Annotated in this window: 23 protein-coding genes and 1 pseudogene; 10 read left to right on the top strand and 14 right to left on the bottom strand. The window is 55.5% G+C overall.

The window, feature by feature from the left end; all coding sequences use genetic code 11:
- Nucleotides 1–207, bottom strand: a pseudogene (locus tag HP459_RS10130) (L-methionine/branched-chain amino acid transporter); the annotation flags it as partial.
- Between the two features lie 178 nt (nt 208–385).
- Here HP459_RS10130 and HP459_RS10125 point away from each other — a divergent pair.
- Complete coding sequence (locus HP459_RS10125; protein WP_003855929.1) at nt 386–679, top strand: co-chaperone GroES; 294 nt, start codon at nt 386–388, stop codon at nt 677–679.
- Nucleotides 680–718: 39 nt separating this feature from the next.
- Complete coding sequence (gene groL / locus HP459_RS10120) at nt 719–2,365, top strand: chaperonin GroEL (RefSeq protein WP_006810416.1); 1,647 nt, start codon at nt 719–721, stop codon at nt 2,363–2,365.
- 141 nt (nt 2,366–2,506) lie between these two features.
- Here groL and HP459_RS10115 read toward each other — a convergent pair whose 3' ends face one another.
- Entirely contained in the window at nt 2,507–2,968 is a 462-nt protein-coding gene (locus HP459_RS10115) for a YjiG family protein (protein ID WP_022646800.1), read from the bottom strand.
- Nucleotides 2,965–3,612 (bottom strand): nucleoside recognition domain-containing protein, encoded by a 648-nt coding sequence (locus HP459_RS10110; protein ID WP_038415111.1) that lies wholly within the window; start codon nt 3,610–3,612, stop codon nt 2,965–2,967. The genes HP459_RS10115 and HP459_RS10110 overlap by 4 nt, the downstream gene beginning before the upstream one ends.
- 234 nt (nt 3,613–3,846) lie before the next feature.
- Between HP459_RS10110 and HP459_RS10105 the strand changes: the two genes are divergently transcribed.
- Nucleotides 3,847–4,200 carry a DUF4156 domain-containing protein gene (locus tag HP459_RS10105; RefSeq protein ID WP_022646802.1) on the top strand — a complete coding sequence of 118 codons (354 nt, stop codon included), beginning with the start codon at nt 3,847–3,849 and terminating at the stop codon, nt 4,198–4,200.
- Nucleotides 4,201–4,265: 65 nt separating this feature from the next.
- Here the strand turns inward: HP459_RS10105 and epmB are convergent, their stop codons facing one another.
- Nucleotides 4,266–5,294, bottom strand: coding sequence for an EF-P beta-lysylation protein EpmB (gene epmB / locus HP459_RS10100; protein WP_022646803.1), 1,029 nt, complete (start codon nt 5,292–5,294; stop codon nt 4,266–4,268).
- Nucleotides 5,295–5,334: 40 nt separating this feature from the next.
- Here epmB and efp point away from each other — a divergent pair, with 40 nt between their 5' ends.
- From efp to ecnB, 3 genes are all read left to right on the top strand, one after another.
- On the top strand, nt 5,335–5,901 hold the full coding sequence (efp, locus tag HP459_RS10095; RefSeq protein ID WP_003855940.1) for an elongation factor P: 567 nt from the start codon (nt 5,335–5,337) through the stop codon (nt 5,899–5,901).
- A gap of 57 nt (nt 5,902–5,958) precedes the next feature.
- Nucleotides 5,959–6,090 (top strand): entericidin A/B family lipoprotein, encoded by a 132-nt coding sequence (locus HP459_RS10090; RefSeq protein WP_006810410.1) that lies wholly within the window; start codon nt 5,959–5,961, stop codon nt 6,088–6,090.
- A 108-nt stretch (nt 6,091–6,198) separates the two neighbouring features.
- Complete coding sequence (ecnB, locus tag HP459_RS10085) at nt 6,199–6,345, top strand: lipoprotein toxin entericidin B (RefSeq protein ID WP_006178941.1); 147 nt, start codon at nt 6,199–6,201, stop codon at nt 6,343–6,345.
- 37 nt (nt 6,346–6,382) lie between these two features.
- Here the strand turns inward: ecnB and HP459_RS10080 are convergent, their stop codons facing one another.
- Nucleotides 6,383–6,982, bottom strand: a complete 600-nt coding sequence (locus tag HP459_RS10080; RefSeq protein WP_023299123.1) for a LuxR C-terminal-related transcriptional regulator — start codon at nt 6,980–6,982, stop codon at nt 6,383–6,385.
- A gap of 262 nt (nt 6,983–7,244) precedes the next feature.
- On the opposite strand from HP459_RS10080, the gene sugE reads away from it, so the two are divergent.
- Complete coding sequence (gene sugE, locus HP459_RS10075; protein ID WP_015572453.1) at nt 7,245–7,562, top strand: quaternary ammonium compound efflux SMR transporter SugE; 318 nt, start codon at nt 7,245–7,247, stop codon at nt 7,560–7,562.
- Here the strand turns inward: sugE and HP459_RS10070 are convergent.
- Complete coding sequence (locus tag HP459_RS10070) at nt 7,559–8,089, bottom strand: lipocalin family protein (protein ID WP_171936170.1); 531 nt, start codon at nt 8,087–8,089, stop codon at nt 7,559–7,561. The two genes, sugE and HP459_RS10070, sit on opposite strands and share 4 nt — an antisense overlap.
- Before the next feature lie 157 nt (nt 8,090–8,246).
- A complete protein-coding gene (locus HP459_RS10065; protein ID WP_045309142.1) occupies nt 8,247–9,392 on the bottom strand; it encodes a cephalosporin-hydrolyzing class C beta-lactamase ACT-47 in 1,146 nt (381 codons plus the stop codon).
- A gap of 132 nt (nt 9,393–9,524) precedes the next feature.
- On the opposite strand from HP459_RS10065, the gene ampR reads away from it, so the two are divergent.
- Entirely contained in the window at nt 9,525–10,400 is an 876-nt protein-coding gene (gene ampR, locus HP459_RS10060; protein ID WP_038415122.1) for a LysR family transcriptional regulator AmpR, read from the top strand.
- A 29-nt stretch (nt 10,401–10,429) separates the two neighbouring features.
- Here ampR and frdD read toward each other — a convergent pair whose 3' ends face one another.
- Genes frdD through frdA form a run of 4 tightly spaced genes read right to left on the bottom strand, consistent with a single transcriptional unit; the run spans nt 10,430 to nt 13,723 of the window.
- A complete protein-coding gene (gene frdD / locus HP459_RS10055; protein ID WP_000609653.1) occupies nt 10,430–10,789 on the bottom strand; it encodes a fumarate reductase subunit FrdD in 360 nt (119 codons plus the stop codon).
- 10 nt (nt 10,790–10,799) lie between these two features.
- The gene (gene frdC, locus HP459_RS10050) at nt 10,800–11,195 is read right to left on the bottom strand and encodes a fumarate reductase subunit FrdC (protein WP_003855953.1); all 396 of its coding nucleotides are present in this window, start codon (nt 11,193–11,195) and stop codon (nt 10,800–10,802) included.
- Between the two features lie 10 nt (nt 11,196–11,205).
- The gene (locus tag HP459_RS10045) at nt 11,206–11,940 is read right to left on the bottom strand and encodes a succinate dehydrogenase/fumarate reductase iron-sulfur subunit (RefSeq protein ID WP_022646809.1); all 735 of its coding nucleotides are present in this window, start codon (nt 11,938–11,940) and stop codon (nt 11,206–11,208) included.
- Nucleotides 11,933–13,723, bottom strand: a complete 1,791-nt coding sequence (gene frdA / locus HP459_RS10040; protein WP_023305293.1) for a fumarate reductase (quinol) flavoprotein subunit — start codon at nt 13,721–13,723, stop codon at nt 11,933–11,935. The genes HP459_RS10045 and frdA overlap by 8 nt, the downstream gene beginning before the upstream one ends.
- Nucleotides 13,724–14,033: 310 nt before the next feature.
- Here frdA and epmA point away from each other — a divergent pair, with 310 nt between their 5' ends.
- Together epmA and yjeM are read left to right on the top strand one after the other, a co-directional pair.
- Nucleotides 14,034–15,011, top strand: coding sequence for an elongation factor P--(R)-beta-lysine ligase (epmA, locus tag HP459_RS10035; protein WP_003855960.1), 978 nt, complete (start codon nt 14,034–14,036; stop codon nt 15,009–15,011).
- Between the two features lie 178 nt (nt 15,012–15,189).
- On the top strand, nt 15,190–16,689 hold the full coding sequence (yjeM, locus tag HP459_RS10030) for a glutamate/gamma-aminobutyrate family transporter YjeM (protein ID WP_032625184.1): 1,500 nt from the start codon (nt 15,190–15,192) through the stop codon (nt 16,687–16,689).
- Between the two features lie 40 nt (nt 16,690–16,729).
- Here yjeM and mscM read toward each other — a convergent pair whose 3' ends face one another.
- The 3 genes from mscM to rsgA all read right to left on the bottom strand — a co-directional run.
- Nucleotides 16,730–20,053 (bottom strand): miniconductance mechanosensitive channel MscM, encoded by a 3,324-nt coding sequence (gene mscM / locus HP459_RS10025; protein WP_163347284.1) that lies wholly within the window; start codon nt 20,051–20,053, stop codon nt 16,730–16,732.
- 19 nt (nt 20,054–20,072) lie between these two features.
- Nucleotides 20,073–21,041 (bottom strand): archaetidylserine decarboxylase, encoded by a 969-nt coding sequence (asd, locus tag HP459_RS10020; protein WP_022646813.1) that lies wholly within the window; start codon nt 21,039–21,041, stop codon nt 20,073–20,075.
- Nucleotides 21,042–21,138: 97 nt separating this feature from the next.
- Nucleotides 21,139–21,610 (bottom strand): ribosome small subunit-dependent GTPase A (gene rsgA, locus HP459_RS10015; protein ID WP_171936169.1); only part of this gene is annotated, 472 nt, incomplete at its 5' end.

Raw genomic sequence — 21,610 nt, 5'->3', positions numbered from 1 at the left:
TGCGCTCGGGAAGTGCCGCCCGAGTATGGCAAAGACAATCGCCACAGGAAACACCAGCACGATCAGCACCGGCCATGCCCAAAGACTGTTATTGCCGGCAACCAACGCCGCCAGCGCGGGAACCGCAAAAACGCCCGTGCCTAACAAAGACGTTGAGAGTAAGCCAATGCCCTGCGCCAGCCCCAACTCCTGCCTGAGTCCACTCATTTACCTCGTCCCGCCACCATCAAAAGAGAGTGGATGGTAACACTTTCGCAAATTTTTTTTCGATTACCCCTTGAAGGGGTAAAAAGCTATCCCCATCTCTCAGGGCACTAGCCGGAAAACCGCATGCGGACCGGCGTCATCCATAACTGATAATGACTTTCTCAAAGGAGAGCTATCAATGAGTATTCGTCCGTTACATGATCGTGTGATCGTCAAACGTAAAGAAGTTGAAACCAAGTCTGCTGGCGGCATCGTTCTGACCGGTTCAGCAGCAGCAAAATCAACGCGTGGCGAAATCATCGCTGTCGGTAAGGGCCGCATCCTGGAAAACGGAACTGTGCAGCCACTGGACGTTAAAGTTGGTGACATCGTCATTTTCAACGATGGCTACGGCGTGAAATCCGAGAAGATCGACAATGAAGAAGTGTTGATCATGTCCGAGAGCGACATTCTGGCAATTGTTGAAGCGTAATTAACGCACGAAACTGTACGAATTTGAGGAAATAAGAACATGGCAGCTAAAGACGTAAAATTCGGTAACGACGCTCGTGTAAAAATGCTCCGCGGCGTAAACGTACTGGCAGACGCAGTGAAAGTCACTCTGGGCCCGAAAGGCCGTAACGTCGTGCTGGACAAATCCTTCGGCGCGCCAACCATCACTAAAGATGGTGTTTCTGTTGCACGTGAAATCGAGCTGGAAGACAAGTTCGAAAACATGGGCGCACAGATGGTGAAAGAAGTTGCCTCTAAAGCGAACGACGCTGCTGGTGACGGTACCACCACCGCGACCGTACTGGCGCAGGCGATCATCACCGAAGGCCTGAAAGCCGTTGCTGCGGGCATGAACCCAATGGATCTGAAACGTGGTATCGACAAAGCTGTCGCCTCTGCTGTTGAAGAGCTGAAAGCGCTGTCCGTACCGTGCTCTGACTCTAAAGCCATTGCTCAGGTTGGTACTATCTCCGCTAACTCCGACGAAACCGTAGGTAAACTGATCGCTGAAGCGATGGATAAAGTCGGTAAAGAAGGCGTGATCACCGTTGAAGACGGTACTGGTCTGGAAGACGAACTGGATGTGGTTGAAGGTATGCAGTTCGACCGCGGTTACCTGTCCCCATACTTCATCAACAAGCCAGAAACTGGCGCTGTTGAGCTGGAAAGCCCGTTCATCCTGCTGGCTGACAAGAAAATCTCCAACATCCGCGAAATGCTGCCAGTGCTGGAAGCCGTTGCGAAAGCAGGCAAGCCGCTGGTAATCATTGCTGAAGACGTTGAAGGCGAAGCGCTGGCGACTCTGGTGGTTAACACCATGCGTGGCATCGTGAAAGTGGCAGCGGTTAAAGCACCTGGCTTCGGCGATCGTCGTAAGGCGATGCTGCAGGATATCGCTACCCTGACCGGCGGTACCGTGATCTCCGAAGAGATTGGTATGGAGCTGGAAAAAGCGACCCTGGAAGACCTGGGCCAGGCGAAACGCGTTGTGATCAACAAAGACACTACCACCATCATCGACGGTGTGGGTGAAGAAGCCGCTATTCAGGGCCGTGTTGGTCAGATCCGTAAGCAGATCGAAGAAGCAACTTCCGATTACGACCGTGAAAAACTGCAGGAGCGCGTAGCGAAACTGGCAGGCGGCGTTGCGGTAATCAAAGTTGGTGCTGCGACCGAAGTTGAAATGAAAGAGAAGAAAGCACGCGTTGACGATGCCCTGCATGCGACCCGTGCTGCGGTAGAAGAAGGCGTAGTTGCTGGTGGTGGTGTCGCGCTGGTGCGTGTAGCCGCTAAACTGGCTGGCCTGACCGCTCAGAACGAAGACCAGAACGTAGGTATCAAAGTTGCGCTTCGCGCAATGGAAGCCCCTCTGCGTCAGATCGTGTCCAACGCCGGTGAAGAGCCATCAGTAGTTGCGAACAACGTGAAAGCGGGCGAAGGTAACTACGGTTACAACGCAGCAACTGAAGAATACGGCAACATGATCGACTTCGGTATCCTGGACCCAACTAAAGTTACCCGTTCTGCTCTGCAGTACGCGGCATCTGTAGCTGGCCTGATGATCACGACCGAATGCATGGTAACCGACATGCCTAAAGGCGACGCGCCTGACTTAGGTGCTGCTGGTGGTATGGGCGGCATGGGTGGCATGGGCGGCATGATGTAATCATGTTGTTCTGAACCTCTCAGAATGAACCCCGGGCAGCGATGCCCGGGGTTTTTTATTGCCCGTCGAGCCGTTACTCAAACAAGATGTGCATGGCGGAAGAGATGCGGTTCCAGCACTGAAAAATCCATTTTTATCTCCTCAGAAGAGTAGCTGCATCACCCACATCGAGAGCAGGGCGTTGATGACGCAGACAGCGATGATGTGCGGGTAATATTTCGGGTTCACGCCCGCGGTGCCGAGGCAGCGGCCCGTGTTTTGCACCGGATTGCCCATCAGGTAGATGGCGGGCAGCAGGATGGTGGCATCATGGCCGCTGAGCGTGCCGGCGACGACCAGGCTGGCGCAAACCCCCACGCCGCCGCCCATGCTCATCACCGAGGCCAGAAGTACCGTTGCCGCCGCACCCGGAAGCCCCCACAGGGCCATGATGGGCTCGCATACCCTGCCGACAATATCCAGCAGGCCGGTCACCTTAAGCGCCTGAATGATGACAAACGCCATGACCACGTTCGGCAGCAGGCTGGTGGTGGCGATGGTAAAGCCGCGGCGGGCGCCATCGATAAACAAGTCCATGATATTTTTACGCGTCTGGGCGATCATTTTTCCTCCTGAACGCGACGAACTTCCATGTGGGCGATCCACAGTCGCAGGAAGTTCGCGCCAACGAATTTGAACACCAGAATGACGGCAAGCGGCGCGATCACCGGGACGGTAATAAAGGTAAAAAGTGCGGCACCGGAAGAAAAATAGTTGGTAATAATGGCGCTACCGCTGGTCTGGAAGGTGGCGAAAATGGCGCGTTCATGGTCAGTAATCGCCCCTTCGTCGGTCAACTCTTTGGTCATCCCTGCGGCTGCATCGGTATTTTGCAGGTTGGCGATAAGCGCCAGAGAGCAGATGCCCGGCACGCCGAGCAGCGGGCGCAGAATGGGCGTCATGAGCTGTTGTGCGGCGCGCAGCCCGCCCAGCCCCTCGGTAACGGCAATGATCCCGAGCGATAAAATGACCGAGGGCGCCAGTTCAAGGGCAAACAAAAAACCGTCTTTCGCTCCTGTGCCACCCTCGCCGCGAAACGTTAGGGCGCCGTTCACCGGTCCAAAGCTGCCGTTCAGGACGGTAAAATCCAGCACGCGCCACCATTCAGTACTTTTGGCGAAAAAACCTGAGAAAAATACGATGGTGAGCACGAACGCCAGATAGCCCACCCAGGTTACTTTTTCCTCTCCTGAGGATGATGCACTCATGAAACCCCCTTTTTTTTAGTCCCGTACAAAAGTTCTACGTCGCATCACTAAAAACGATCGGGGGCTAAAACACGATATCCCAAAGGTTATTATCAGAATTCATTTAAGATGTCGGAGGAGTGCCAGCGGAATCTGGCTCGCAGAAATGCTCAGCATTTTTCTTTTGGTCATCTTTTTAGTATAAGGTTTACACGCGGACAACTACTGTCCAGCTTATTGAAAACGAGGAATAACATGCGCATAAAAGTCTGTGCAGGGATTGTAGGTGCAGCATTGCTGCTGGCGGGTTGTAGCACCAGCAATGAGCTGACGGCAGCGGGCCAGAGCGTTCGCTTTGTGGAAGATAAGCCGGGCAGCGAATGCCAGCTGTTAGGCACCGCCTCTGGCGAGCAAAGCAACTGGATGTCAGGGCAGCACGGCGAGGAGGGCGGCTCTATGCGCGGTGCGGCCAATGCCCTGCGTAATCAGGCTGCGGCAATGGGCGGCAACGTGATTTACGGGGTGAGCAGCCCGACGCAGGGTATGCTGTCCAGCTTTGTGCCAACCGCCAGCCAGATGAACGGCCAGGTCTATAAGTGCCCGAACTGATATAACATTTTGATGGCGCTGCCGCTTTACCTGTAGGCAGGTAAGCGTAGCGCCACCTGCTTTTTTTACTGCTGCCGCAGCTGCAAATCCAGCGGCGTCTTACTCGGCTCTCCGCCAATCTCACGTGCCAGCTTCGGCACCATATAACCTGAAACCAGCGTTAACAGCTCGCGCATAATCTTCCGGGCCTCTTCATCCGTCACCATGAAGTGCGCCGCGCCCTGGACGCGATCCAGAACATGCAGGTAATAGGGCATTACGCCCGCATCAAATAAGGCATTGCTGAGATCGGCCAACACGTGGGCGCTGTCGTTCACGCCGCGCAGTAATACGCTCTGGTTGAGCAGCGTCACGCCTGCCATTCGCATACGCGTCATCGCCGCACGAAAGTCCGCGTCAATTTCATTTGCATGGTTAATATGGTTTACCAGCAGCACCTGTAAACGGGACTGCTCCAGGCGTGTGACCAGGGCGTCGGTGATACGCGCCGGGATGACGATCGGTAAACGGCTGTGAATGCGCAGACGCTTAATGTGCGGGATGGTCTCAAGTTGAGTCAGCAGCCAGTCCAGCTCATGATCTTTTGCCATCAGCGGGTCGCCGCCGGAAAAGATGATTTCATCCAGTTCCGGGTGCGCTGCGATGTAGTCCAGCGCCACCTGCCAGTTGCGCTTATTACCCTGATTTTCGGCGTACGGGAAGTGGCGACGGAAGCAATAGCGGCAATTTACCGCGCACCCGCCCTTAACCAGCAGCAGGGCACGATTGCGGTATTTATGCAGTAAACCCGGTACAACACTGTTCTGCTCTTCCAGCGGATCGGTGCTGTATCCGGGGGCGGTAATAAACTCATCCTGAGAGGTCAGCGTTTGTTTTAATAATGGATCATCAGGGTTACCCTTTTCCATTCGGGCAACAAACGCGCGGGGAACGCGCAGGGCGAAAAGGCGCTTCGCCTCACGGCCTGCACGCAACGCTTCGTGCTGTTCGAGGTCTAAAAGACGCAGCAATTCATCAGGACTGGTGATTACATCGGCAAGTTGCGATAACCAATCTTCTCTGGACGGGGTGTTTAGGGTTACAATATGCGCCATTTTGTGGCTTAGCTACCAGTTAACAAATTTAGAGGGCCTTATGGCAACGTACTATAGCAACGATTTTCGTGCTGGTCTTAAAATCATGATGGACGGCGAACCGTACGCGGTTGAAGCCAGCGAATTCGTTAAACCAGGTAAAGGCCAGGCATTTGCGCGCGTTAAGCTGCGCCGCCTGCTGACCGGTACCCGTGTTGAGAAAACCTTCAAATCTACTGACTCCGCTGAAGGCGCTGATGTTGTCGATATGAACCTGACTTACCTGTACAACGACGGTGAGTTCTGGCACTTCATGAACAACGAAACCTTCGAGCAGCTGTCTGCGGACGCGAAAGCGATTGGCGACAACGCCAAGTGGCTGCTGGATCAGGCTGAGTGCATCGTGACCCTGTGGAACGGTCAGCCTATCGCGGTTACGCCGCCGAACTTCGTTGAGCTGGAAATCGTTGAAACCGATCCAGGTCTGAAAGGTGATACCGCAGGTACTGGCGGCAAGCCTGCCACCCTGTCTACCGGCGCTGTGGTGAAAGTGCCACTGTTCGTACAGATCGGTGAAGTGATCAAAGTGGATACCCGCTCCGGCGAATACGTATCCCGCGTGAAGTAATTTACGTCATGATTAAAGGCGCAGCGCCCGCTGCGCCTGATTTTGCAGGCAGGGAAGATGAAACGTACCGTTAAAATTCTGCTTCTGTTAGCGCTCTCCAGCGCAATTCTCTCCGGCTGCAACACCGCGCGTGGCGTGGGTGAAGATATCCAGGATCTCGGCCATATCATTTCCCATGCGGCCAGCTAATTCCGTCTAATTTTCCTAAAAATTCTTCCTTTTCCGTCAAACGGCAAGATTTTGTCTATTCTTAAGTTGCTATACACAAAATAACTTTGGCTATAAAAGGAAGATATTATGGTTAAGAAAACAATTGCAGCGATCTTTTCTGTTCTGGTGCTTTCTTCGGTACTGACTGCATGTAACACCACCCGTGGCGTAGGGGAAGATATCTCCGACGGTGGTAGCGCGATTTCTGGCGCAGCAACTAAAGCTCAGAACTAATGTAAGCGACGGTACGGCAAGTTATTACACCGTACCGTCAATTCTCCACTTCCTGTAGCGATAAAAACGGCGAGTAGCGCGTATCCATATGCAGCTTCATGCGGATATTGCGTTTGTACGTGTATACCGTTTTTCCGTTAATGCGAAGATTGCTGGCAATTTTCTGGTTGCTCGCACCATCCATCCACAAGGTCAGAACTCTTTCTTCCTGACGCGTCAGCAACGGTGCCGCCATTTTCGGTAGCTCCGCGCTCGCGCATGACGTTAGCGCGTCGTTTATCACCGCCGCCAGTGCTTCCAGATCGGTATTTTTGGAGAGCGAAGACCATATCGGGAACTGCGCCAGATAATCAGTCATCTCCTGCTCCTGCCCTGATTGCAGCATAATAAAAGGCAGTGTTTCGCTGGCAATTAGCAGGGAGGAAAGCTGCTGAAAATGGTGTAAATCCTGCCGGAAGCCAGATAAATCAGCGATGACCAGCGCAGGTTTCCATTGCAGGATATGCTCTCTGGCGAGGAAAAGATTATTTACCCCGGTTACGACGAAATGACCCGAAAACAGGTCTGAATGATTGACCCAGGCTTCAAATCCCGCGCGGGTGAAGTGACAACGGTCAATCAAAAGAATTTTGAACATAAAATTTTCGCAGTCGGCTAGTGGTTTGGCTTCCTGCCATCAGAAAGCCTATCATCATAGAGAAGTCGGATGAGTCATAAATGCCTGAACTACGTGCCTTACTGAGGCTATTTCTTGCTTTAAGGTGTTCAGCAGAAAAAGTTTGAAAAAAAATTCCACGCTAACCAAAATATAAGGCGCAACTTCTGCCTTGCGGGACGACCCGTAAGCGCTTCACTCATCGGGGACGGCCCCAACTTGCCTTTAAGTTAAGGAGCCTGAAATGTCCTGGATCGTTCTTGTTATTGCTGGTTTGCTCGAAGTGGTATGGGCAATTGGTCTGAAGTACACCCACGGTTTTACCCGCCTGACGCCCAGCGTCATCACTATCGCCGCAATGATTGTCAGTATCGTCATGCTTTCATGGGCGATGCGAACCTTACCCGTCGGCACAGCTTACGCTGTCTGGACGGGAATTGGCGCGGTAGGGGCTGCCATTACCGGCATTCTGCTGCTGGGGGAGTCTGCGAGTCTGGCGCGCATCGCCAGCCTCGCGTTGATTGTCGCGGGTATCATCGGGTTAAAACTCAGTACGCACTAATGCGGCTGTTTTACCCAGATTAACTTCGTCACATCAAACCCTTGCCGGGTCGCTATGTCCAGCATCTGCTGTTTCATTTCCGCCGAGATCGTTGGCGTGCGTGAGAGGAGCCACAGATAGTTGCGATCCGGCCCACAGACCAGCGCGTGGCGGTACTCTCTGTCCAGCGCAATGACGTTATACCCGCCGTAGTATGGGCCGATGAAAGAGGCTTTCATGGCCGCGCGGTTAGATGCGCCGGTGAAATAGACCTGACCAACTGACTGCTGCCACATCTGGCGATCCGGGTTATAGCCGCGGTTAATGACCCGGATCCCGCCGTCATCCATCGCGCTGTAGCTGACCGTGACTTTTTCTAAGCCCCGTTCGAACTGATGGTCCAGTCGGGCGATTTCATACCAGGTGCCGAGGAAGCGCTGTGCGTCGAAATTACTGACTACCGTGACGCCAGGCGGAGGAGTAGGAGAACTGCAAGCAACCACTAAAAACGCGGCTGTTACTGCGGCAATAACAGGCAGAATGCGCATAGGAGTTTCCTTACTGTTTTTTGTTAAGTGTAGATGACAGCAGGGAAAATGCGGGAGATTGTGCAGGGTGTTTTGCCGGGTGGCGGCTTCGCCTTACCCGGCCTACAAAGTTCATGCGTTGTGTAGACCGGGTAAGCGCAGCGCCACCCGCAATGTTTTACTGTAGCGCGTCGAGGATATGGTATGCCGCCTCAACGCGTGCCGGGTTCGGATAGCTTTTATTCGCGAGCATCACAATACCGATCTGCTTTTCAGGAATAAAGGCCACGTAGCTGCCAAACCCGCCAGTAGAGCCCGTTTTATGGACCCAGGACGCTTTGACCGGGGGAGCCGGTGGATTCACTTCTGCCACGGGCAGCGGTGCCAGCGCCACCTTACTGTCGCTGCCCTCGATCACCGTGTTGGCCTCCACGGGCCAGTTGAGCATCTCCCAGCCCAGACCCTGATACATTGACCCGATACGCCAGTAGCGCGACTGCGCCAGCGAGATGCCCTGCTTAAGTGAGGCATCAGCAACCTTCTCCGGCGCCATGTTTGCCATGACCCAGTTCGCCATATCCTGCACGTTGGTTTTCACGCCATAGGCTTGTGCATCCAGCATTCCCGGCGAAACGCGCACCGCTTTACCGTCACGATAGCCCCAGGCGTAATGCGCCTCTTCCGCTTTCGGAACGTTAATCCAGGTATGGTCCAGCTTGAGCGGCTTAAGGACCCGCGTCGTCATGGCCTGCTCATAGCCCATGCCGGAAGGTTTGACCGCCAGCGCGCCAAAAAGACCGATACTGGCGTTGGCGTAAAGACGCGTTGTGCCAGGCTTCCACTGCGGCTGCCAGTTTTGATAAAAGCGCAGCAGGGCGGCATTATCCGTGACCTCATCCGGTACCTGTAGCGGCAGGCCGCCAGCGGTGTAGGTTGCGAGATCCAGCATACGAATCCCCTGCCACTGCTTGCCCGTTAGCTGTGGCCAGTATCTGGTCACCGGATCGTCCAGCGAAATTTCACCGCGAGCAATGGCATCCCCTCCTAAAACCCCGGTGAAGGTTTTACTTATAGAACCCAGCTCGAACAGAGTCTGAGGCGTAACGGGTTTGCTGGCCGCGATATCGGCTTTGCCAAACGTGTAATAGTGCGGTTTACCCTGATAAATAACGGCCACCGCCATGCCTGGAATCGACTGGGCTTTCATCAGCGGGGTAACCGTATTCGCGACCACCTCCGCCAGCTGTTTTTCTGACACTGGCGCGGCGAGAGCAGAGCAAGAGATGCCGAGCAGCAGGGCGCAGCAAAGAGATTTTTTCATCATCAGTAATCTTCCGTAATAGCGAGTCAAGGGGATGTCCGGGCCCGTCAGACAGGCGTAGTCTGTTGGATTTGACTGTGCCTGACAAACGGTTAAATTTAGCATTAGCTGTTAATTTTTCTAACGGAAGAGACCATGACGCGAAGCTATCTCCCCCTCAACTCGCTTCGAGCCTTTGAAGCCGCCGCGAGACATCTCAGCTTTACGCATGCGGCCATTGAGCTGAACGTGACCCATTCAGCCATTAGCCAGCATGTGAAAACGCTGGAGCAGCACCTGAACTGTCAGCTGTTCGTTCGCGTGTCGCGCGGGCTGATGTTGACTACCGAGGGAGAAAACTTACTGCCGGTACTGAATGATTCGTTCGATCGTATAGCCGGAATGCTGGATCGCTTCGCTAACCATCGTGCGCAGGAGAAGCTGAAAATCGGCGTGGTGGGTACGTTTGCCATCGGGGTTTTATTCTCACAGCTGGACGATTTTCGCCGTGGCTATCCGCACATCGATCTTCAGCTTTCCACCCATAACAACCGCGTTGATCCGGCTGCCGAAGGGCTTGACTATACGATCCGCTACGGTGGCGGGGCGTGGCATGGCACCGAGGCTGAATTTCTTTGTCATGCGCCGCTCGCGCCGCTGTGTACGCCCGATATCGCCGCCAGTCTGCACAGTCCGGCCGACATCCTCAGGTTTACGCTGCTGCGCTCCTACCGACGCGACGAGTGGACCGCGTGGATGCAGGCGGCCGGCGAACATCCCCCTTCGCCAACGCACCGTGTGATGGTATTTGATTCGTCCGTGACCATGCTGGAGGCCGCTCAGGCAGGGGTAGGTATTGCCATTGCGCCTGTCGATATGTTTACCCATCTGTTAGCCAGCGAGCGCATTGTGCAGCCCTTTGCAACGCAGATTGAACTCGGCAGTTACTGGCTGACCCGATTGCAGTCCCGGGCAGAAACGCCTGCCATGCGCGAATTTTCCCGGTGGCTGGTGGAGAAGATGAAAAAGTAAAAAGCCCGCCGGATGGCGGGCCTGTTCAGTCAGATGGTGACCACGGCAATCAACGTGACGACCGTCAGAATGGTTGCCAGACCGTAGAAGACCCATTTACCGCTTGGCACATGGATTTTCAGATCGTGCATCGCATGGTGGATACGGTGCAGACCACACCACAGCGGCAGGACGATCATCAGGAAGATGAACACCCGGCCAATAAAGCTGCTCGCAAAGGCCAGTACGCGCTCATAGCTCAGCGCATCGCCCGGAAACAGCCCCAGCGGCAGCATAATACCGACCAGCAGGATAATGACCGGGGCAATAATGGCGCTCCACATGCCGCCTGCGCCAAACAGCCCCCAGAAGACCGGCTCATCTGAACGTTTTGGATTTGGATTGATCACAGTAGTCTCCTTACCAGAACAATGCGACAAACAGAATGACCACAGAGACAACTGCCGTCACTGCCCAGAGCCCTTTAATAACCGGCTCTGGCCCCATTTTTTCGCCTTTTACAATGATGTTCGCTGCTTTTGGCGCCAGTTCAAACCAGGTTTTGGTATGCAGTAGCGCGGCTGCGAGCACAATCAGATTCAGAACCACGATGATTGGGTTTTGCAGGAAACCCACAAAACTGGCCCAGGCTTCCGGGCCGTGCTTGAGGGCATACACCCCGTACATCAGTTCGAGGCTGAACCAGACCGCGGGAACAGCCGTGCCTTCACGCAGCATATAGAAGCGATAAAACGGCAGTTTTTTCCACCAGGTGGACGGCATTGGTCGCACGTAGGCTTTGCGTTTAGTCGTCATCATGCACTCCTTAGCGTGGTTTCAGGGTAGCGATAAGAAAGTCTTTCGAACTTTCCACTTTTCCCTGCTGAATAGCGGCGGCCGGGTCGACATGCTTCGGACAGACTTCGGAGCAGTAACCGACAAACGTGCAGGTCCAGACCCCGTTCTGGCCGTTAAGCTGTGCCATACGTTCTTTTTTGCCGTGGTCGCGGCTGTCCTCGTTATAGCGGTGCGCCAGAGTAATGGCGGCCGGGCCGATAAACTCAGGGTTCAGGCCAAACTGTGGACAGGCGGCGTAGCACAGGCCGCAGTTGATGCAGCCGGAAAACTGATGGTATTTCGCCATCTGCGCGGGCGTTTGGGTGTTTGGCCCCTGATCCGGCGTGCGCGGGTTGCCGATGATGTACGGCTTAATCGCTTCGAGGCTTTCGATAAAGTGGGTCATGTCGACCACCAGATCGCGCTCAATCGGGAAGTTGCCCAGCGCTTCAACCTTGATGCCTTTGGTGTAATCACGCAGGAAAGTTTTACACGCCAGCTTCGGCACTTTGTTGACCATCATGCCGCAGGAGCCGCAGATTGCCATGCGGCAGGACCAGCGGTAGCTCAGGTCCGGGGCCAGGTTATCTTTGATATAGCCGAGCGCATCCAGCAGGGAGGTTTGCTCGTCGTAAGGGACTTCATAGAAAGCGCTGTGCGGCGCGGCGTCCACTTCCGGGTTGTAGCGCACCACTTCAACTTTCAGTTTTTGCATCTCAGCCATTCGCCTTCTCCTTCTTATCGGCGGCTTCTGCTTCTGCACCGTACACGCGTTTCGCCGGTGGCAGCGTAGTGATTTTCACGTCGCTGTAGTCCAGACGGGTGGTACCATCCGCATCGCGCCAGGCGAGAGTATGTTTAAGGAAATTGACGTCGTCACGTTCGGTGCAGCCCTCATCCAGGCGCTGGTGTGCGCCGCGGGACTCTTTACGCGCCAGGGCGGAATGGGCCATACACTCTGCGACGTTCAGGCCGTGGCCCAGTTCAATGGTATAGAGCAGGTCGGTATTGAAGACGCTGGAGGTGTCGGTGATGCGCACGCGCTTGAAGCGTTCCTGGAGTTCCGCCAGCTTGTCGACGGTTTTCTGCATCAGCTCTGGCGTACGGTAGATCCCGCAGCCTTCTTCCATCGACAGCCCCATTTCGTCGCGGATCTTCGACCAGTTTTCGTTACCTTCCTGGTTCACCAGGCCTTTCAGGCGTTTTTCGATGTCTGCAACCTGCGCATCCAGCGCCGCGCTGTTAGCTTCACCTGCCGTTGCGGCACGCTCCATCGCGCGTTCGCCCGCCATGCGACCAAAGACCACCAGCTCAGCCAGCGAGTTCGAGCCCAGACGGTTTGCGCCGTGCAGACCGACGGAGGAACACTCACCCACCGCAAACAGCCCTTTGATGCGGGTTTCGCACTGCTGGTCGGTTTCGATACCGCCCATGGTGTAGTGCGCGGTTGGACGCACCGGGATCGGCTCTTTCACCGGGTCGACGCCCACATAGGCTTTTGCCAGCTCGCAGATAAACGGCAGACGCTCCAGCAGTTTCTTCTCGCCGAGATGACGCAGGTCGAGATGTACCACGTCGCCGCGCGGCGTTGAGATGGTGTTGCCTTTGCGCCATTCGTGCCAGAAAGCCTGAGAGACTTTGTCGCGTGGGCCGAGTTCCATGTATTTGTTTTTCGGCTCGCCAAGCGGGGTTTCCGGACCCATGCCGTAATCCTGCAAATAGCGATAGCCGTTTTTGTTGACCAGAATACCGCCTTCGCCGCGGCAGCCTTCCGTCATCAGAATACCGGAGCCCGGCAGGCCGGTTGGGTGATACTGGACGAACTCCATATCACGCAGCGGGACGCCGTGGCTGAGCGCCATGCCCATACCGTCACCGGTGACGATGCCGCCGTTGGTGTTGTATCGGTATACGCGGCCCGCACCGCCCGTTGCCATCACCACCGCCTTAGCGCGGATCTGGACGAGCGTGCCTTCCATCATGTTCATTGCTACCAGTCCGTGCGCATGACCGTCGTCGACCAGAATGTCGAGAACGAAATGTTCGTCAAAGCGCTGGATTTGTGGGAACTGGAGGGAGGTCTGGAACAGGGTGTGCAGCATGTGGAAGCCGGTCTTATCGGCGGCAAACCAGGTGCGTTCGATCTTCATGCCACCGAAGCGGCGGACGTTGACGCTCCCGTCCGGACGGCGGCTCCATGGACATCCCCACTGTTCCAGCTGGGTCATTTCCGTTGGGCAATGGTGCACGAAGTAATCAACGACATCCTGTTCGCAAAGCCAGTCGCCCCCTGCAACCGTGTCGTGGAAATGGTATTCGAAGCTGTCATGATCCTGCGCGACGGCGGCGGATCCTCCTTCTGCGGCTACCGTGTGGCTGCGCATCGGATAGACTTTTGAAATCAATGCGATTTTGGCGTTCGGATTGGCTTGTGCCGCAGCAATTGCAGCGCGTAATCCAGCCCCGCCAGCGCCTATTACGGCAAGATCGGCTTGAAAAGTTTGCACGACATTCCTCCAGATTTTTGTTTTCCCGCAACGTGATGAGCTAAAGGACGTTCACCTGCCCGAACGGACGATTGCGGAAGCGATTCCACTGCTCCTTTATGGGTAAAACAGTATAACCGCGTAGAAGTGAGGGAAATTTGACGTGTTCGATTTTTTTGCTGTTCTGTGCGGTGATTTATCATCGTGATTAATGAATGGCGTCACAGTATTTCTCTGTGCAATGAAAAGGGGCTTTTACTGTGCAAAATTTGTCTCTGCCCCGGCTTGCGAGTAGACTTCGTGCCCTTGTCTGAAAACGGAGAAATAACTCATGAGCGAAACGGCCACCTGGCAGCCGAGCGCATCCATTCCAAACCTGCTAAAGCGCGCAGCAATTATGGCGGAGATCCGCCGCTTCTTTGCGGATCGCGGCGTCCTGGAGGTGGAAACGCCGTGCATGAGTCAGGCGACGGTCACGGATATTCATCTGGTCCCGTTTGAAACCCGTTTTGTTGGCCCAGGCCACTCTCAGGGCATGAATCTGTATCTGATGACCAGCCCGGAATACCATATGAAGCGTCTGCTGGCGGCCGGGTGTGGTCCGGTCTATCAGCTGTGCCGTAGCTTCCGTAATGAAGAGATGGGCCGACACCATAATCCGGAATTCACTATGCTGGAGTGGTACCGCCCGCACTACGACATGTATCGTCTGATGAACGAAGTCGACGATCTGCTCCAACAGGTGCTGGATTGCGCGGAAGCTGAAACGCTCTCCTATCAGCAGGCCTTCCAGCGTCATCTGGAAATTGATCCGCTGTCGGCTGATAAAACACAGCTGCGTGAAGTGGCGGCAAAACTGGATCTGAGCAACGTGGCGGATAACGAAGAGGATCGCGACACGCTGCTGCAACTGCTGTTCACCTTTGGTGTTGAACCGCAGATTGGCAAAGATCGTCCGACGTTTGTCTATCACTTCCCGGCCAGCCAGGCTTCACTGGCGCAGATCAGCACCGAAGATCACCGCGTGGCGGAGCGCTTTGAGGTGTACTTTAAAGGCATCGAGCTGGCGAACGGTTTCCATGAGCTGACCGACGCGCGCGAACAGCAACAGCGTTTCGAGCAGGATAACCGCAAGCGCAACGCGCGCGGTCTGCCGCAGCAGCCGATTGACACCAACCTGCTGGAAGCGCTTAAAGCCGGTTTGCCGGACTGCTCCGGCGTGGCGCTGGGTGTGGATCGCCTGGTCATGCTGGCGCTGGGCGCAGAACAACTGGGCGATGTGATTGCCTTTACGGTCGATCGCGCATAAAGGATTGCCGGGTGGCGCTGTCGCTTACCCGGCCTACTTGGTCATTTAACTCTGCCACATTAAAAACTACTATCTTCTTTATGCACGGGTCTTTTTCTTAATTTGACTCGGATAGCCACAATATTTGTCTGGTCATCTGCTACCATCCGCGCAGTTTAATTCCGTTTCGGATGGTTCTATGTCTCACTCACTCAAAAAAATGACCCTTACCGGGCTCATCCTGATGATTTTTACGTCAGTCTTTGGCTTTGCCAATAGCCCGTCCGCGTTTTATCTGATGGGCTACAGCGCGACGCCGTTTTATATCGTTTCCGCGCTGTTCTTCTTTATTCCGTTTGCGCTAATGATGGCGGAGATGGGGTCGGCGTACAGGAAAGAAGAAGGCGGCATCTATTCGTGGATGAACAACAGCGTCGGTCCGCGTTATGCGTTTATCGGTACGTTCATGTGGTTTTCATCCTATGTCGTCTGGATGGTCAGCACGGCGGCCAAGGTCTGGGTGCCGTTCTCAACGTTTCTCTTCGGTGCGGATAAAACGCAGGTCTGGTCTCTGGCGGGGCTGAGTTCCACACAGGTGGTCGGTATTCTGGCGGTGTGCTGGATGGTGGTTGTCACGCGGGTGGCCTCGAAAGGCATCAACAAAATTGCCCGTATCACTGCCGTTGGCGGAATTTCCGTGATGTGCCTGAACCTGGTGCTGCTGCTGGTCAGTATCGCTATTCTGTGCCTGAACGGCGGGCATTTCGCACAGGAAGTCAACTTCGTTTCATCGCCTAATCCGGGTTACCAGTCCGGGCTGGCCATGCTCTCCTTCGTGGTGTTTGCCATCTTTGCTTACGGTGGAATTGAAGCCGTGGGCGGGCTGGTCGATAAAACCGAAAACCCGGAAAAGAACTTCGCCAAAGGCATTATCTTTGCCGCCATCGTCATTTCCATTGGCTACTCGCTGGCGATTTTCCTCTGGGGCGTCAGCACCAACTGGCAGCAGGTACTGAGCAATAACACCACCAACCTCGGCAACATTACCTACGTGTTGATGAAAAGCCTGGGGGTGACGCTGGGCAACGCCATGGATCTCGCGCCGGAAACGTCGGCCACCCTGGGGATCTGGTTTGCGCGGATTACCGGTTTGTCGATGTTCCTCGCCTATACTGGCGCGTTCTTCACGCTGATCTACTCGCCGCTGAAAGCGATTATTCAGGGGACGCCAAAGGCGCTGTGGCCTGCACGTATGACGCAGCTGAACGCTGCCGGTATGCCTGCCAACGCGATGTGGATGCAGTGCCTGCTGGTGTGCGTGTTCATTCTGCTGGTGTCCTTTGGCGGCGATACCGCGTCGGCGTTCTATAACAAGCTGACCCTGATGGCAAACGTATCGATGACGCTTCCGTACCTATTCCTGGCGCTGGCGTTCCCGTTCTTTAAGGCGAAGCGGGATCTGGAGCGACCGTTTGTGATCTTCAAAACCCGCGTGGCGACGCTGCTGGCGACCACTGTTGTGGTGCTGGTCGTCGCGTTCGCCAACATCTTTACCGTCATTCAGCCCGTGGTTGAGGCAAATGACTGGAGCAGCACGCTGTGGATGGTTGGCGGACCGATCTTCTTCTCGCTGCTGGCAATGGGGATTTATGAGAACTACCGCCGCCGCATGATGACCTGCGTGGCAGAAGTGGCATAGCGGATGAAAAAACCCCTCCCGGAAGGGAGGGGGAAATGGATTATAAACTTCCCGCCGGGCGCGAACGCGCCGCAGATGACAACGTTCTTCCCGTCTTACGTCCGTCCAGCGTTTCCAGACGCATCTGGAAAGGTGGGAACGGCATATCAATTCCGTGCTCGCGGAAGCCAGCCAGGATCAGCTGGTGGATCTCATGTCGCAGCGGCATACGGTGTCCCATCTCGGCGGCGTAGATACGCAGCTCGAAAATCTGGATCCCCTGCTGCAAATCAACCAGGAAGACTTCCGGCGGCGGGTTGTCGATTACCAGCGAACAGCGTTCAGCAGCCGTATACAGGATCTGCGTCACCTCTTCGCTGTTGGCATCCGACGGAGCGGGTACGGTCAGCACCACACGCGTGACGGAGTCAGACAGCGACCAGTTGATAAACTGCTCGGTGATAAACGCTTTGTTCGGGACGATGATCTCTTTACGGTCCCAGTCGCTGATGGTGGTGGCGCGGGTGTTGATCCTGGTGACGCTGCCGGTCAGATCGCGGATGGTCACCGTATCGCCAATTCGAATCGGCTTTTCAAACAGAATGATCAGACCCGAGACGAAGTTGGCAAAGATCTCCTGTAAACCAAAGCCCAGGCCTACGGTCAGGGCGGCAACCAGCCATTGCAGTTTTGACCATTCGATACCAATCATCGAGAAGCCAACCAGCCCACCAAACAGCATGATTAAATACTTGGTAATGGTGGTGATCGCATAGCCTGTGCCGGGGGTTAAATCCAGATGCTGCAACAGCGCCAGCTCCAGCAGGGCAGGGAAGTTACGGATCAGCTGCGTGGTGATAATGAGTACCAGAATCGCAATCAGCACGGCCCCTAAGGTGATGGGCTCCAGGCTTTCGACCCCCTGCACCGTCGACGTCACATCCCACAAAGAGATGTTCTCCAGGAAGCCAAACGCAGAGTGGATTTCCGACCACAGGAAGATCACCGACAGCAGGGCAACCAGCATCAGAATTGAGCGTACCAGCCGCAGGGACTGGGTACTGATCGCATCGAGATCCAGTTCGACGTCATCGGCGTCTGAAGTCCCTTCGGTGCTGTTGACGTGGTTCGGCTCTTCCTCACCCCGCGCGCGCTGAGCCAGTATTTCTGCGCGACGATGTTTGGCACGGTCAAACGCCAGACGACGACGCTGGATCAGCATGCCGCGGCGAATAACATGGTAGACCACCAGCAGCAGGAACCAGATAGCTACTGACGTTTCCAGTCGTGCGAGCAGCGCTTGCGATGTGGCGAGATAACCGACAGCCGCCGCCAGCATCGCCGCCAGCGGCGCGCTAAGCAGCAGGTTCCACAGCAGACGGTTAAACATGTTATCGCCACTGCCGGACTTGTCGAGATAGAGCGGGATCCCGGCGCGCTTCAGGCTGAGCGTCACTACCGCTAATGCCCCGCAGATAAGCATAAAGCACAGCCGTCCCAGCGAGCCGGAGAACTCCCGGTCATTGAGATTATCGAACATGATCAGCGCCATAATTAGCGGCACAATCAGCCCGATGCTCATCAGGTAATAGCGCATCGCCCGCGCCACGCGATTACGCGGCCAGCCAAAGTGAGCGATGAACAGACCATTTGGCCGCGCAAACGTGGCGCAAATCATCACCACCCACAGCAGCGGAACGGTGGCGGTCACGCCATCGCCAATTGCGACGGCAAGCGGATAGGGCCAGGCTTCACGCAGGCCGTATCCGAGCGTCATCCACAGCACCGGCAGCGGAGACGCGACCAGAATTGACCAGAACACTGTACGCAGCGTCAGCCAGAAGTGATCCTGTGTCACTTTCCCCACCCGGGCGCTGGAGCGCTCAAGGAAACGGGTGAAGTGGCGACGGGAATAAATACTGAAACCCACCAGAATCAGTGCCCCCAGCAGCGGGAAGATGGTCTCCTTACTGGTGAGCATCATCACGCTGGCGAGACCCAGCTGGCTGAAGGTGTCCAGCGAAATGAGGCGGCGCAGATCCTGCACGATCTCAATCGGCCAGGCGAAGGTCATCGGCCGCACGTCGGATGTCCAGAACAGGTAACGGTGCGTGGCTTCGTTGACCTCTTTCAGCGCGTCCTCCAGCTGGCTGTTTGAGACTTTCAGCTTGGTGAGCTCGAGGATCAGCGTATCGCCCCCCTGCAACAGGGAATTGAGCAGTTCGCGTTGGGTGCGCAGCTGCGCTTCCAGAATACGGCTTTGCTCGCCGGTGAGCGGCTGTCCGTCAGCCTGACGGATTTGGCGGATTTGCGGCTGCTTATTAAGAAGGTCTTCATAATGAAGACGCTGAACGCGCAGCTGCGCCATCTCCGTATCAAGCTGCTGCGGTTTTGGCATCTCTGGCAGACGAGCCACCTGTGCGCGTAACGCTTCGCCCAACAGGTTAGATGAGCCAAGCCACTGGGACTGTTCACGCAGCGTGTTGAGAGCCTGACGAACCTGGAGGGTTTGATTAGTGGCCTGACGCTGCTGCGAGGCCACCAAATCCATGCGCTGCGCCTGCTGATTCAGCGCGGCAGAAAGCTCGCGGTTAACCTTAAACTGGGCGACGATGCTGTCGGGCAGGTTAGCGCTGTTTTCGGCCAACAACTCGGTGCTTTCCAGCGCACGTTCAGCTTCACGCTGACGCTGGCTGTTGAGTTGATTTCTCAGCGCCTGGAGATACGCATCCAGCTGTTCGCTCTGCTTCTGCGCCAGTTCCGAACGCATCCGCGACAGCTCCTGGCGGTTGTTAGCAGAAAGCTGTGCCAGCTCCAGTTCATCAACCAGCGCTTTTAGTCTGGCGGATTCCGCCTGTAGCCCAAGATTTTGGGCCTGATTCTGCGGGGTGTTGCCGGTCTGCGTCCCAATGCGGCGTTCCACCTCATTTAACTGACGGCGGGCATCGGTTTGCTGCTGTGGAAGCTGACTGAGAGAGTCGGCAATTTCACGCGCCCGTTCCTGCTCCTGCTGTGCCAGACGGCTTTTTTCCAGCAGCTGGCTGCTGACTTGCAGGATCTCCTGATTCAGCGCCTCGGACGTCATCCCTGCGGGTACCTGGCGTGGTTCATCACGCAGGCTATTTAACTGCGAGCGCAGGGTCTGAGAGAGTTTGGGGAAGTTGTCGATAACCTGCTGATATTGCTGGGCGCGCTCAAGAGAACCCTTTCGTTCCTCAAGTGCGTTCAGTGCAGACTGGAGCGACTCAACGGCCTCCGGCTGAGCGGGTTTCGCCGCTTTTGCCTGCTCCAGCTCCTGGGTTATCTGTTTGGCGTCGGGGGCCGTCGCTGCGTACGCCCCCATGCTGAGGCACCAGGCCATCAGTAATACGATAATCGGGCGCACGTCAGCGATCCTTCTGTTGTTAACCTTCGTCTTTTTTGTCGTCAACCAGCGGGCTGGCATCGTGCTCGGCTTTGATCTCTTCTTCCGGCAACGGGGCTGGCGCAACGTCTGGCGTTGCAAAGACCTCCGTCGATACTGCCAGAGGCTGGCCGAGTTTGGTCACGGACAGGCTTTCCAGCTCGTCGACCAGGTTAACTTTGCCCGGTGCGAACAGGTTGATTACCGTTGAGCCCAGCTTGAAGCGGCCCATCTCCTGACCTTTCAGCAGGGCCACAGAACCTTCTTCTTCCCCGGCAGGCCAGGTCCAGCGCTTGATCACGCCTTCGCGTGGTGGCGTAATGGTGCCCGCCCAGACGGTTTCGATGCTGCCCACAATGGTAGCACCTACCAGAATCTGCGCCATTGGGCCAAATTCAGTATCAAACAGGCAGATGACGCGCTCGTTACGGGCAAACAGGTTAGGGACATTTTGCGCCGTCAGGTGGTTTACAGAGAACAGATCCCCCGGCACGTAGATCATCTCGCGCAGGATGCCGTTACACGGCATATGAACGCGGTGGTAGTCGCGTGGGGAGAGATAGGTGGTCGCGAAAGTCCCGTTGCGGAACAGATCCGCCATTATGTAGTTACCGGCCAGCAGCGCTTCCAGGCTGTAGTTATGGCCTTTCGCCTGCAAAATTTTGTCGTCTTCAATTTTACCCAGCTGGCTGATCACGCCGTCAGCAGGCATCACCAGCACGTTCGGGTCGGTATTCAGCGGGCGCACTTCGTCGCGCAGCGGACGCACAAAAAATTCGTTGAAGGTGCGGTAGCTTGCCGTATCCGGCTTCTGCGCTTCTTTCATGTCGACCTTGTAGTATTTCACGAACAGGTCGATGACCAGTTTGGTCAGCCAGCCCGCTCGTTTGCTCGCGCCCCAGCCCGCCAGGCGAGTGAGCCACAGTTTAGGCAGAATGTATTGAAGCGAAAGTTTAAATGAGTTTAACAAGGTAGCCTCCAGGCCATTGTTTTGTCGTTCCTGATCCGGCAGTACGCTGCCGGAACCTGAAAAAAGGGGACGATTTTAGCGACGCTTAGCTTAGTTGTCAGTTATCAGAATCAGAAAAGTTTTTACGCGTTTTTACCTGGTCCATGCTTTCGAGAATACGATGGTAATTTTCGAAACGGGTTTCCGCTATTTCACCGTTCTCCACCGCTTCGCGGATGGCGCAGCCCGGATCGTTGTCATGTTTACAGTCGCGGTATTTGCAAGCGCCTATATAGTCATGGAATTCGACAAATCCGTTAAAGATTTGTTCCGGCTCGAGATGCCAGAGACCAAATTCACGCACACCCGGGGAGTCAATCACATCGCCGCCGTGCGGGAAGTGATAGAGACGTGAGGCGGTGGTGGTGTGCTGGCCCAGCCCGGAGACGTCCGACACATCGTTGGTCAGGATTTCTTGCTGAAGGCCGAGCAGGTTGTTAAGCAGGCTCGATTTACCCACGCCAGACTGCCCTGCAAAGATACTGATGCGGTCGGTCAGCGCATCTTCTAACGGCTTCAGGCCATCTTTG

Source organism: Enterobacter sp. CM29, from assembly GCF_013179605.1.
GTDB lineage: Bacteria > Pseudomonadota > Gammaproteobacteria > Enterobacterales > Enterobacteriaceae > Enterobacter > Enterobacter intestinihominis.
The sequence above is the reverse complement of the archived record's forward strand: the minus strand, read 5'-3'. Positions and strand labels throughout refer to the sequence as shown.